The 13073-nt window shown below is 61.1% G+C and carries 11 protein-coding genes; 7 read left to right on the forward strand and 4 right to left on the reverse strand.

All coding sequences use genetic code 11. The annotated features are described in order from the left end of the window. The first annotated feature begins 146 nt into the window (after nt 1-146). Nucleotides 147-1277 carry a glycosyltransferase family 4 protein gene (locus tag AC07FD_RS05300; protein WP_478348975.1) on the forward strand — a complete coding sequence of 377 codons (1131 nt, stop codon included), beginning with the start codon at nt 147-149 and terminating at the stop codon, nt 1275-1277. Here the strand turns inward: AC07FD_RS05300 and AC07FD_RS05305 are convergent. Beyond that, nucleotides 1270-2502: a glycosyltransferase gene (locus tag AC07FD_RS05305; RefSeq protein WP_478348976.1), complete on the reverse strand. Its 1233-nt coding sequence runs from the start codon at nt 2500-2502 to the stop codon at nt 1270-1272. The two genes, AC07FD_RS05300 and AC07FD_RS05305, sit on opposite strands and share 8 nt — an antisense overlap. Nucleotides 2503-2748: 246 nt before the next feature. On the opposite strand from AC07FD_RS05305, the gene AC07FD_RS05310 reads away from it, so the two are divergent. The 4 genes from AC07FD_RS05310 to AC07FD_RS05325 all read left to right on the forward strand — a co-directional run bounded on the left by AC07FD_RS05310 (nt 2749) and on the right by AC07FD_RS05325 (nt 5465). Continuing rightward, a complete protein-coding gene (locus AC07FD_RS05310) occupies nt 2749-3621 on the forward strand; it encodes a glycosyltransferase family 2 protein (protein ID WP_478348977.1) in 873 nt (290 codons plus the stop codon). A gap of 14 nt (nt 3622-3635) precedes the next feature. Next, entirely contained in the window at nt 3636-4946 is a 1311-nt protein-coding gene (locus tag AC07FD_RS05315; protein ID WP_478348978.1) for a polysaccharide biosynthesis/export family protein, read from the forward strand. 69 nt (nt 4947-5015) lie between these two features. After that, the gene (locus AC07FD_RS05320) at nt 5016-5159 is read left to right on the forward strand and encodes a hypothetical protein (protein ID WP_478348979.1); all 144 of its coding nucleotides are present in this window, start codon (nt 5016-5018) and stop codon (nt 5157-5159) included. A gap of 75 nt (nt 5160-5234) precedes the next feature. After that, nucleotides 5235-5465: a hypothetical protein gene (locus AC07FD_RS05325; protein WP_095080619.1), complete on the forward strand. Its 231-nt coding sequence runs from the start codon at nt 5235-5237 to the stop codon at nt 5463-5465. 12 nt (nt 5466-5477) lie between these two features. Here AC07FD_RS05325 and AC07FD_RS05330 read toward each other — a convergent pair whose 3' ends face one another. From AC07FD_RS05330 to AC07FD_RS05340, 3 genes are all read right to left on the reverse strand, one after another. Further along, nucleotides 5478-6272: a sugar transferase gene (locus AC07FD_RS05330; RefSeq protein WP_478348980.1), complete on the reverse strand. Its 795-nt coding sequence runs from the start codon at nt 6270-6272 to the stop codon at nt 5478-5480. A 121-nt stretch (nt 6273-6393) separates the two neighbouring features. After that, nucleotides 6394-8277: a GumC family protein gene (locus tag AC07FD_RS05335; protein WP_478348981.1), complete on the reverse strand. Its 1884-nt coding sequence runs from the start codon at nt 8275-8277 to the stop codon at nt 6394-6396. Between the two features lie 220 nt (nt 8278-8497). Continuing rightward, complete coding sequence (locus tag AC07FD_RS05340; RefSeq protein WP_478348982.1) at nt 8498-8833, reverse strand: hypothetical protein; 336 nt, start codon at nt 8831-8833, stop codon at nt 8498-8500. A 217-nt stretch (nt 8834-9050) separates the two neighbouring features. Here AC07FD_RS05340 and AC07FD_RS05345 point away from each other — a divergent pair, with 217 nt between their 5' ends. Together AC07FD_RS05345 and AC07FD_RS05350 are read left to right on the forward strand one after the other, a co-directional pair. Further along, the gene (locus tag AC07FD_RS05345) at nt 9051-10571 is read left to right on the forward strand and encodes a phosphomannomutase/phosphoglucomutase (protein WP_478348983.1); all 1521 of its coding nucleotides are present in this window, start codon (nt 9051-9053) and stop codon (nt 10569-10571) included. A 27-nt stretch (nt 10572-10598) separates the two neighbouring features. Next, a complete protein-coding gene (locus tag AC07FD_RS05350) occupies nt 10599-12905 on the forward strand; it encodes an AGE family epimerase/isomerase (protein ID WP_478348984.1) in 2307 nt (768 codons plus the stop codon). The last annotated feature ends 168 nt before the right edge of the window (nt 12906-13073 follow it).

A 13073-nucleotide genomic window follows, 5' to 3' on the forward strand; every position in this document is an offset into this window, starting at 1 on the left:
GGGGCACCAAGGCCCTCAAACGTTTGAGGTAGGCACGCTGTCCGACCTCGCCTATCCGGATGATTGCCGCCTAGCCGGATGACCCGATGGCCATGGTGACCTGGCGTCTTTGCGGCTCCACATTGAAGGTTTCAAAGGGGGACGACATGGCTCGGCGTTGGACCATCAATGGGCGGTTTCTTTCCCAGCCGACAACAGGTGTCCAGCGTTATGCGCGCGAGGTCGTCCACTCTCTCGACGCCTTGATCGCGGAACAGGAGCCGCTCGCCCGCGGCCTCGAACTCAGTCTGCACTGTCCGCCCGGGTCCGGGGACATCCCGCTGGCTTTCATCGAACGTCGCGAGATCGGCCGCACGAGCGGGCATGTCTGGGAGCAGGTGCAGCTCCCCTCATCCCTCGATGGCAGCGGACTGCTCAGCCTCTGCAACACCGGGCCGCTGCTTTCCAGCAAGCATATCGTCTGCATCCATGATGCAAATGTCTGGAACGCCCCGCAGAGCTACTCCCTTGCCTTCAGGCTTCTTTACAGGAACCTGTTGCCCGGCCTCGGCAAGACGGCGTGCGGAATTTCGACCGTTTCCAACTACTCCCTGGATGAACTGGTTCGCCGCGGCGTCATCCCGGCAGAACGGGCTTTCGTCGCGCCGAACGGCCATGAGCATGCCTTGCGATGGAAGCCTGAACACTCGGCACAGACACGGCTGGCGGCCTCGCGGGAAACCGTTGTTCTGATCGGCAGTGCCGCACCCCACAAGAATGTGGATCTCCTCCTGGACATGGCTGATCGTCTCGGCGAGGCCGGACTCAGAATAGCGATCGTCGGCATGTCGGATTCGCGCGTCTTCAGGTCAGGGACGGCCAGGACCGAAGCTCGAAACATCCACTGGCTCGGCCGCGTTTCCGATGGCGAATTGGCGGCCCTGCTCAGGGACTCGCTATGCCTGGCTTTCCCCTCGCTCACCGAGGGCTTCGGACTCCCGGCCCTCGAGGCGATGGCCGTCGGCTGCCCCGTGGTGGTTTCCGACCGCGCCAGCCTGCCTGAAGTCTGCGGCGGCGCAGCCCTGTTTGCACCTCCCAACGACCCGAACGCATGGTTCGACAGTTTCGCGCAGCTTCGCGGTTCCCAGGCCTTGCGACTGCAGATGATAGGCAAGGGAAGGGCGAGAGCCTCGGCATACAGCTGGAGGGCGACGGCCGTGCGTTATCTCAAGGCGATGGCGGCCGCGGACGGCGTCGATGCGGAAGCGAAGATCGTCAGGGCTCGCGAATTCACATGATCTCGTGAAGTGCCTGGACGGCCCCGAGTGATTCCAGGATCGCGCGGTCGAAGTTCTCCTCGGAAAAGCGTCCGGCATTTCTGGCGCAAGCGCGGGGCGTGATGGCATAGCTGTTCGCTTCGAACCGTTCGACGGCCTCCTTGAGGTGCTCGACGGTCTGAGCCTTGAACAGGACCCCTGTCGGCTCGGGGGATGATCCCAGGCGCTGTACGATGTCGACGGCCCCGCCGCGGCCGAAGGCGACCAACGGCGTCCCACAGGCCTGCGCCTCGGCCAGCGCTATGCCGAAATCCTCGCAGCCCGCAAAGACCATCGCCTTCGCCCGCGCCAGGGTGTCCACATAGTCTTTCCGGGGCAGGTAACCCGAGAAGGTGATGTTGGGACCAGCAAGCGCCCGCAAGCTGGCTGATTGCTGTCCTTCGCCAACGATGACCAGTCGCCGCGACGGCATCTCGTTGAAGGCCCGGATGACGAGGTCGGTGCGTTTGTAAGGGGCGAGGAAGGACGCCGAAACGTAGTAATCGTCCTTGTCCTCCACACAGGGCAGTTCTCGCAGTGAGACCGGCGGGAAAACGACGCGCGCCTCGCGCCCGTAAATATGCTGGATTCGGGAGCGGACATAGTTCGAATTCGCCAGCATCAGGTTCGGACCGTGCGCGGTTCTCGTGTCCCACGTCCTCAGGCGATGGAGCATGTATCGATAGAGCATTCCCTTGGGCCCGAAGCCAAGCCGCCCTTGCTGAAGATAGGAAAACTGCTCGTCCCAGGCGTAGCGGACGGGGCTGTGCACATAGCATAGATGCGGCTGGTCCGGCCTGGTGATCACGCCGCGCGAAAATGCGGCCGAAGACGAGATCACCGCATCGTAGCCTGTCACGTCGAACTGTTCGATCAGGAAGGGACAAAAGAAGAAGAGGGATCGATAGAATTTCTGGACCATCGGGATCCGGTTGGCCGCGGAGGTATGGAATTCCACGTCGTGGAAATATTGCTCCTTCACCTCGGGCGGCAGGAAATCGAAAAGCGTGAAGACTTCCGCATTGGGGAACTGCTTGCAGATTTGCGCCAGAACCCGTTCCCCTCCCCGGAAATTCGGACACCAGTCATGAACGACGGCTATCTTCGCATACCTGTCGACTCCAGGCCCCGGTGCGGCCGGGAAGTCCTCGATGGGCACATCGACCTTGGCCGCGACCGCCAAATCGGAAGAGCGTTCGTGGAGCATGGTTCCCCCTAACCTCGTCAGGCCAGTAGTCTCCATTCCATCTTGTTGCCCCGGCAAGTTGTACGATCGGTTACAGGCTGTTCCGGACGCATGCCTATCTAATACTTATGGCTGTGGGTCGTTTACAGGGATACTCCGAAAAGCCTGTGTCCGGGGGTAGGCCAAGCTGCTTCCGTCACCTTTTATGCAGGCTGTTTCGGTCCCCTCGTCGGTCTAGGTTCGGCGGGAACCGAAACTGGATCGAGCATGAGACTCGCAGTGATCATCCCGACCCTTGGCCGCCGCGGACAGGTCGCGCGCCTGCTTCGGTATTTGGGTGACCAGACGAGACTTCCTGACGAGGTCATCGTGTCGGCGCCCGACGCCACGCATGTCGAACTGCCGGAAGATTGTCCTTTCCCCTTGTCGCTCGTTTTCGGACCGATGGGATCGTCTGCCCAGCGGAACACGGCTCTCGTACCTTCCCTGGCGCGCTTCGACATCATCACATTCTTCGACGACGATTTCGTTCCGTCCACCGAATACCTGGCGCAGGTCGAGAAAGCTTTCGTGGAAAATGACGGATGGGCGGTGGTGATGGGCATGGTCGTCAGGGACGGCGCCACGAATGCCGGCCTCACCTGGGAAGATGCCGAAGCCGCCTTGCGGGAAACCCGGGGCAAAAAACATGATGGGCCACCGGTGGTCGATCATGTCGGTGCGTACGGATGCAACATGTCCTTCCGGTCCTCCTTTGTGGGAGATTTGCGCTTCGACGAGCGCCTGGTCCTGTACGGCTGGCAGGAAGACATCGACTTCACCAGTCAAATGAGATCCAAAGGTCGCGTGGTCTGCGTCACTGCAATCACGGGCGTTCACCTCGGTATCAAGTCAGGACGGGTCAGCGGAAAGCGGTTCGGCTATTCCCAGGTTGCGAATGCGATCTACCTGATCAGGAAGGGCTCCGTTCCGGCCTCTTTCGCGCTTCCCCTGATGTTCAGGAATATTGCGGCCAACCTCGCAAAGAGCCTGCGGCCCGAGCCGTATATCGATCGCAGGGGCAGGCTCAGGGGCAATATGCTGGCGATCCTGCACATCGCCATGGGACGAATCGAACCCGAATACATCCTGAAAATCTGACGGCGGGAAAGACAATGCGGAAATGGCTTTTGACGGTGGCGGCGGCTTCATTGGCGGCAGCGGCTGCCTGCCCCTTGCCGACGATGGCTGCCGAGTATCTCCTCGGCCCCCAGGACAAGGTCAGGCTCAAGGTTTACGAATGGCGCGCATCACGCGACGTGATCTTCGAATGGACGGCTCTCAACGACAGCTTCGTTGTCGGTGCCGACGGCACGCTCTTCCTTCCATTTGTCGGTCAGATACGGGCGCAAGGCACCGCCCCCGGCGACCTCGCCCGTGCGATCGGCGACCGCCTGATGCAGCAGATGGGACTCGGCCGCCAGCCGGACGTCGCCGTCGAGATTGTCCAGTACAGGCCGTTCTACATCGTCGGCTACGTCACGCAGCCCGGCGAGTTTCCCTTCAGACCCGGACTGACGGTCTTGCAGGCGATGGGAATCGCCGGCGGCTTGCGAACACGCGAGGAGGACATGTCGAGGCTCGAGCGTGAAGTCATCGCGGGCCAGGGCGACGTGGGTCTGCTGGCGCTGAGCAACGTCAGTCTGCTCGCCCGCAAAGCGCGGCTGGAATCGGAACTGGCTGGCAGCAACGACATCGCCTTCCCTGCGCAACTGAAGGACAGAGCTTCGAACGAGACGGTCGCGGTGGCGATGGAGCAGGAGCGCAAGGTCTTCGCTGTCCGCAAGGACGCTATGGCGACGCAACTCCGTGCCCTGCGCGAACTCAAGGATTTCCTCGAAAAGGAACTGACCTCGCTCGGCCAGCAGATGGCCTTCCACGACCAACAGATCGAACTCATCCAGAAGGAACTCGCGGGTGTTTCGGCCCTTGTCCAGAAGGGGTTGGCGGTTGCACCGCGGGAACTCTCTCTACAGGGAACGGTCGCACAGATGCAGAGCGACAGGTTGGTTGCCGAGACCTCGCTTTTGCGAGTCAGGCAGGAGATAAGCAAGACCGACATCGAGATCCTCAACCTCGGCAATAGCCAAGCCAGCGAAGTCGCCGCTTCCTTGCGCGAGACGCAGCTGCAGCTCAATGAAGTGACCAGCAAGGCCAACACTGCGGTGCAGTTGCTGCACGATACCGAGGTCACGGCACCTGCTCTGCTCGCCCTTAGAGAGCGCGGCGAAAGGGCCAAGCCGATCTTCAAGATCGTGAGGATGACGGACAGCGGCTCGCAAGAACTCACGGCTGAGGAAACGACGCCGATCGAGCCAGGCGATACCGTGAAGATCGATATCCCCCCGCCCCCGTCCGGCTTGGCTGCCCTACCTGCAGGCGGCAGCGTGCAGGCAGAGACGCTCCCGATTCAGGGCACCAACTGATCAACCTTGCATGGTTCAGTGAGGTCCACGACTCGCCGCACCCATTGGCGTGGGCTTCGGAAGCTGAAATTGCGGCTGGAAGCCGCCTGGAAGCGCGAAGAACACAAGGGCGCAAGAAAACAAGGGCGCAAGAAAACTGGGGGCGATGCTTACCCGGATCATCTGCGCAATACCCTGGCACTTGCCATGCACTTTGAGGCCGCATATCAGTGAGCACACGCTGACGAAACCTTCCCTGCCGCAGTGAGGCGATCAGTCCTGCGGGTATCACTGGAGATTTCGGTGCTCATGAGTGTCGTGGCTGTATCGGCGGGGGGCGTTCTGTTGGGACTGCGGTTCAAGGCTCCCGCCCTGATCGCGGCGACCGCGCTGCTTGTGATCGGAAGCTTTGCCTGGAATGGCCTTGGGTTGCCCGGCCATGTGACCGTCACCAAATTCCTGATCCTGGCATTCGTATTGGCTTGCGCCTACATCGTCGGCCTGTCGCTGTCCGTCCACTGGAAGCGGACGGAAGGGTGAGCGGTCGGGACTTCAGGCAGCCCTGTCGAAGCGCATCACTGCGAAAACCGTCCTGAACAAGATCACGATGTCGAGCCAGATCGACCAGTTCCGCACATACTGGCTGTCGAGCGCCACGCGGTTGGCGTAGTCCATGCTGCTTCTTCCGCTCACCTGCCAGAGACCGGTGAGTCCCGGCCTTGTCCGAAGGTATTCCCCCAGGTGGTCGCCGTAGCGTATGAGTTCGTCCTTTACGATGGGCCTTGGGCCCACGCAGCTCATGTCGCCACGGATGATGTTGAAGAGCTGGGGGAGTTCGTCGAGGCTCGACTTACGCAGCATCCACCCAAGCAGCGTGACGCGGGGATCGTTCCTGATCTTGTGGGTCTCTTCCCACTCCTTGCAGACATGAGGGTTGGCTTCGAGATATGCTTTCAGAACTTCTTCCGAATTGGCAACCATCGAGCGGAACTTATAGCAATCGAACGGCTTTCCGCCGAACCCGATACGGCTGTGCGAGAACACTGCCGGGCCTCCTGCCGTCATCCTGATCAGCAGGGCAACGACGATCATCACAGGCGCGGCCATGATAAGCGCCGTGCCCGCTATGACCAGATCCATGATCCGCTTCAGGAGACCTCCGATGGGAGGGTTCGTCGTTCCCGTCCTGATGGCGGGCGACAGGTCTGTCAATACTGCCCCGGCACTGTTGTGGTCGGGCGCAGGAACAACGTGCAGGACTGCCGTTGGGCTGTCAGCCGCCACGGGAAGAGGTGGCTGAACCCAGATCGGTGTTCCCTGATGCGACTCGAAGGCGTTTGTTGACATGGGACGATTGCTGTTCGAATTGTTCCGGTCACTCTTCCAAGGTCGGGGCTTGTCGGCAAGAAAGGCAAAGGAGGTAGCGTGACGCTCCAGGGCTACCCCCTAATCCCAAGGAACGATCCCCCTACACGCTTTTGCGACTTCCGAGGGAGGAATGTCTCGCCACCAGTTTCATGCGGGGCTTGGCCTTCATCGCGCGGGCCTTCGTCAGGAGCACGCCCAGGATGGGCGTCCTGCTGGCCTGCAGCGTCCTGACGAGTTCCCGCAGCGTTTGGACATGTGTCTTGCCCCACTGGGCAACGACGACGACGCCATCCAGGACGGATCCGACAATCAGTTCGTCGGCTCCCGAGGCAAGCGTCGGCAGGTCCAGGATGACAATGTCGTAGGCGGCAAGTTCGTAGGCGGCAAGGTCGCGAGCGGTCAGATCCAAGAGGAACGCTTCCATGTTGCTTGGCGCCAGCAGGTGCCTGGCGTCCACCACCGAACTTGGAAGCAAGTCGAACGGCCGCCCAGGAGCGCGGACGATGTTAAGCCGGACGGGGTCCTGGCACGGTTTGTCGAGGGCGCCCGACGGGCCGAGCAGCCGCGTGGTCAGTGTCGGTCGCCTGATGTCGGCGTCAATTACCAACGTCTTCAGGCCGGACATCGAATATAGCGTGGCAAGATTGCTGGCGACCGAACTCTTCGAACTGTCGTTGGATACAGCCGTCAACCCAAGCAACTTGATCGGGCGGCTGGTTTCCGCAAGGCTGATTTCGGTTCGCGCTTTCCTGAGACTGTGGCTGTATCGGGAGTGCGGATATCTTGCGACTTCGTCGAGGTGGCCGGATTCCCTTCTCCTGGTGGTGGGCGGCAGCTCTCCGACGCATTCGACACCCAAATTGTCCCGGATCACTCGTGCTGACCTGATGGTCCAGTCGAACGTATGCCTCACAAACGAAAGTCCGATGCCGAAAATGAGCCCGGCAACCGCCGCGAAGGCTAGCATCAACTTCGGCCTTGGAGTGCTCGGATAGAGTGGCGCCGCCGCAGCCGTGATCATCCTTGCGTCGGCGACCGGGTACGACTGTTGGCTTACCGAGTTGGTGTAGGCCTGCAGGAAGCTCTCGTACATCTTCTGGTAGGTTTCAGCAGTCACCTCGAGTTCTTCGAGCGTCGGCACAGCGTTCGCCCCACCCTCCTCCGTGGCTTCACTGCCGACGCTGTAATCGTGCCGTGACCGGAACTCTTGCGCCTTCGCCATGGCCTCGTTCATCTGGGTGCGCAGTTGTTTAAGGCGCATCTCGAGCCACGCGCCGCCTTCCCTTGCCGCATCGGCCTTGGTTTCGATCTGCTCCCGCACGAAGGCATCGGCCGTGGCGTTCGCAACCTTGGCTGCACCTTCGGCATCGAGAGAGGTGAAGGATATGTCTATCGCGTAGGAAACGCCCACTCTGCGGACGTCGAGGCCGTTGCGGAAAATCAACATGCTGCGCCGGGACTTTTGGTAATCGGTCAGCGTCGCGGGTGTTTCAGGCGCGCTTTGGCCGAAATGCTCCGCAAGCGACGTCAACCAGGCGCTCTTCTTGAGCTCGGAAGCATCGAGCAGAACTGTTCCTATCTCATTGAATCTCTCCCGCAAAGTCGGAGCCTGCGGACGGTTGAATTGGGGGTCGTCGACGAGTTTCAACCGTTCAAGGACCATCGCGGCGATCTTTTCCGACTGCATCACTGCTATCTGGCTTTCCACCTGGGCGGTGTCCAACGACAGATCTACTTCGCCACCCTCCTGCAGGTGTTGTGGCAATTTCGGCTCGATCAGAATCTGCGCGCTGGCGATGAAAGTTGGGTCGGTGGTCGAATTGTAGAACCCGGCCACCAAGAGAGCCGCAGCAAGACAGGCGAAGATGGTTCCAGCGTAGTGCCGCAGAAATTCGGTTATGTCGGACAGGCCAATAAACTCCTGACCGACGGAAGCCTGCTGGTCCGCTGCCGGAGGCCATTGATTGGGAAACATGCGGTTCATTCAAATTCTCCTGCAGGCGCGCGGGAAATCCTGCACGCACGCCGTCCCCATGCAGGCGCTTCCCATGCAGGCGGTCCCCATGCTGGCGGTCCCCATGCTGGCGGTCGATGACATTCAGCCGATGTTTTCATTGAAAGCAGAGGCCCCTCGATCCCAGACTGCCGCGAAAAGATTACGCCCGCGTCAGGGAAGGTTAAACGCCGCCAATTGGCGTAGGGACCTACGCCCTATGGGAAGGGAGAATGCCTGGCAGCCCTGCTCTCGTCCTGTCGACAAAGGACATCTGCTGTTCCAGCAAGGCCTGCCGTCCGCGGCTGAGTGCTAGGTCGCGCGCGAGGGAATCGATCCGCGCGGATATGCGTTCGGGGCTCTCGCCATTTTCCATGGCCTCCAAAGCGAACGCGGCGCAGTCCGTCATCCTTTCCACGGACGGACGCAGTGCCGCGGATTCCCTTTCGATTTCCACTTGAATGAGCTCGAGAAGCCGAGCCAGGCGACCGAACCGCCTTTCGTCGACATCCTCGCGGAACGGGTACATGAATGCGGTCAGCGGCATCTTGCAGCCCACCTTTCTCGTCAGCGCCCGAGCAGGACGCACCTTATAGAATACAAGACCCCATTGCCTGGACGAGACATCCTTTCGGCCATCGGCGGTCATGCTCCTATTGGATGAGGGGGTGCAAACCAGCGCGTTAGGGCTACTCGAATTCATGAAGGGGGCTGCGTCCGGCACCGTGCTAGGACTATTCGCCTGTAACTGCAGAGCGGAAACCGTGACCGTGACCATAGTCGGCCAAGCCAGGCCAAACACGTTCGCCTTCGAAACCAGTGCCCTGGTCAAAGCCACTGGCTTCCGGGAATACGACGCGCGCTGGTGGTTCGGGCAGCCAGGCTCGGACAAAGAACCCGAACTCAATCTGATGGGCGTGCAGGCGATCGGCATGGGGCTCGGCACCCTGATCCGCCGAATGGGTGTTGGCCCGGACATCGTCACTGGCCATGATTTCCGCAGCTATTCCATGGCGATCAAGATGGCGCTGGTCTCCGGCCTGATGGCGGCCGGCGCGCGCGTCAAGGACATCGGCCTGGCACTTTCTCCCACGGCCTATTTCGCCCAGTTCGCGCTCGACGCTCCGTCGGTGGCCATGGTGACGGCCTCCCACAACGAGAACGGCTGGACCGGCGTGAAGATGGGAGCGCAAAGGCCTCTGACATTCGGGCCTGATGAGATGACCGCTTTGAAAGCGCTCGTTCTGGACGGCGATTTCGATCTCATAGGCGGGGGAAGCTATGAATTCGTGTCCGGATTTCGCGAGAGATACATCGAAGACCTGACTGCCGGAAGGAACCTCGGCCGAAAGCTGAAGGTGGTGGCGGCCTGCGGCAACGGAACCGCCGGCGCTTTTGCACCGCAGGTGCTGGAAGGCATCGGCTGCGAAGTCATCCCGCTGGACGTTGAGCTCGACCACACGTTTCCGCATTACAACCCCAATCCCGAAGACATGCAGATGCTGCACGCGATCCGGGACAAGGTTCTGGAGACGGGTGCCGATGTCGGGCTCGGCTTCGACGGCGACGGCGACCGCTGCGGCGTGGTCGACAACGAAGGCAACGAGATTTTCGCGGACAAGGTCGGCGTCATGCTGGCGCGAGACATCTCCGGCCTGCATCCGAAATCCGCCTTCGTCGTGGACGTCAAGTCGACGGGCCTTTTCATGACGGATCCCGTCCTCCTGCAGAACGGTGCAAGGACGGATTACTGGAAGACCGGGCACTCCTACATCAAGAGGCGCGTTGCCGAACTCAATGCCATCGCTGGTTTCGAGAAGTCGGGGCATTTCTTCTTCAACCCGCCGATTGGACGCGGCTACGACGACGGGCTCCTCACCGCGATCGCCGTCTGCGAGATGCTCGACCGCAACCTGGGTAAGACACTCGCCGACCTTTACCGCGATCTGCCGCTGACCTTCGGCACCCCGACCATGTCGCCCCACTGTCCGGACGAGGTGAAATACGGCGTGGTCGCGAAAGTTGTCGGGGAATTCACGAAAATGAAGCGGGACGGGATCGAGTTCGCTGGCCAGCCGCTGGCCAATCTCGTCACCGTGAATGGGGTGCGTGTGGTTGCCCAGGACGGCACATGGGGTCTAGTCAGGGCTTCGTCGAACAAACCGGAGATTGTCGTCGTGGTGGAAAGCCCCGTCTCGTCGGAACGACGTCGCGAGATGTTCGAGGCTCTCGATGCCGTGCTGCGCCGCAATCCAGAGGTCGGAGCCTACAACCAGACATTCTGATGGGAATTGGCTGAGAGGAATTGGACCATGCCGGACCGGATCGTAAGCTTCGTCATGAGCGGGGGCGTCGGCTCACGGCTGTGGCCGCTTTCGCGCGAAGACAATCCCAAGCAATTCCACGACCTTTCGGGCGACGGCTCCATGCTTGCGAAGACTGTTCGACGCCTCAAGGCGCGGCCGGACGGTGAGACGCCGATCTACCTGATAGCGTCCGAACGGCATGCCGACCGCGTCATCTCGGACATTGCTCCGCTCGGCCTGAACGGTGGCAGACCGATCTTCGAGCCGGTCGGCCGCAATACCGCCGCCGCGGTCGCCATAGCCACCCTGCAAACGATCTCCGAACATGGCGCCGACTCGCTTGTGCTCGTGGTCCCGTCCGACCATCAGATATCGACCGAAGCGCAATTCTGGGAAACCGTCGAGGCGGGCGTGCCTGCCGCCGATGCAGGAAGTATCATCGTGTTCGGCATCAAGCCGACGCATCCCGAAACCGGATATGGCTATATCGAGGCCACGGCAAATGGTGACCGAGTAGCCTCCGTTTCGCGTTTTGTCGAAAAGCCAGACGCCGAGACGGCCCGCCAATACCTGGCTTCGGGACGATTCTACTGGAACGCCGGCATCTTCCTTTTCCGTGCCGACGCCATGCGGCAGGCCTTTCTCGATTTCCAGCCGGACCTCTGGGAGACTGCGGAACGGGCCTACAAGACAGCGCGGAGCGAGGTCTCGGGTCTGTACCTGCCACAGGGCTTCTACCTCGCTGTCCCCTCGACGTCGATCGACTACGCGATCATGGAGCATGCGGGCGACATCGCGATGGTCACGGCTTCCTTCCGCTGGAACGACCTTGGATCGTGGCAATCGCTGCTGGAAGCCAGCCCAACCGACGGCGACGGCAACGTCGTCATGGGTGACATCGTCGCCATGGATTGCGGCAACTCCTACCTCAGAAGCCAGGGCAGGCTGCTGACCGTCGTCGGAATGAAGGATGTAGCGATAGTTGCGACGCCGGACGCGGTGTTCGTCGCCCCGGTCAGCCACAGCCAGCACGTGAAGAAGGTCGTCGAACAGCTGGAGAAGAGCGGACGCCTCGAAACGAAATTCACCGCCTCGGAAGACCGGGTCATCATCAGCGGATCATGGCGCAAGCGTGTCGAACACTGGCTCTTCGAAGAAACCCTGCCATTGTGGTCCACTGCCGGTGTCGACGATGTGCATGGCGGCTTCCACGAGGCTCTCGGCTTCGATGCAAGGCCGTTGGGCAAACCCAAGCGCATGCGGACGATGGCTCGCCAGATCTATGCTTTCGCGGTGGCCAAGGAACGCGGCTGGACTGGACCGGCCGACAAACTCATCGACCACGGTATCGACTTCATCGCGAAATACGGCCGCACCGACCGTGGCGGCTGGGTGCGCACTCTCAATGCCAACGGCAGCGTGGCTGACCCGACCGAGGACGCCTACGATCATTCCTGCGTGCTCCTGGCGCTGGCTCATGCTCATCGATGCGGCCATCAGGACGCCCTGCGGCTTGCACAACAGACATTTCATTTCGTCGACACCCATCTCGAGGACGACAGCCTGAGCGGGTTCCTCGAGAGCCCCGGCTCCAACGGGGCACGGTTTTCGAACCCGCACATGCACATGCTGGAATCCTTTCTTGCCTGGTACGGCGTCACCGGCGACCGTGCCTATCTGCGACGGGCGGCACGCGTCATCGATCTCTTCCGGTGCCATTTCTTCGACCAGGAAAGCTGGACGCTTGGGGAATATTTCGACGTCGATTGGCTGCCCTTGCCGGGAGACAAAGGACAATGGACCGAACCAGGGCATCATTTCGAATGGGCCTCGCTCCTTGTCGAGTTCGCGCGGGCGAGCGGGCAAAAAGACCTGGTCGCCTACGCCAGGAAGCTCTATTCGTCGGCGGTCGCCAGTGGATTGAACCGAGCCACGGGTCTGGCTTACGCAGCCGTATCGCGGCAGGGAATGCCTCTCGACCGGTTCTCCCGCAGTTGGCCGCAATGCGAAGCCGTCAAGGCAGCCGTCGCCCTGGACGGCATCGGCGGGCCTGATCTGAAACCCGAGATCGAAGCTCGTGTCGCTCGCCTGTTCAGATGGCATATCGATCCCGCACCGCTTGGCTTGTGGGTCGACAGGATCGACGAGCGCGGAAGATCAGTGGCGACGGAAGTCCCGGCAAGCATCTTCTACCATCTGGTGACGGCGTTGATGCAGTATCTGGACAAGACCGGTGGACAGGTCGAGCCTTTCCCGCTTCCAGCTTTGGACGTGGGCAAGCCAGGTCTGAAGCAGGTCCTCAGCCGCCGCTAATGCGCCGATCCTGGGATACGATGTATCGTGCCACTGTGGTCGTATACGGCGAACCAAAGCGACGCCAATCCAAAGAGGCTACGAGCAGCTATGCTTTCTCCTGCGTCTGCTTGTAACCACGGTAGCCCAGAGGTGGTAGGGAGGTAGTAACTACGGCTAATTCGGTAT

The organism is Mesorhizobium waitakense, assembly GCF_056431085.1.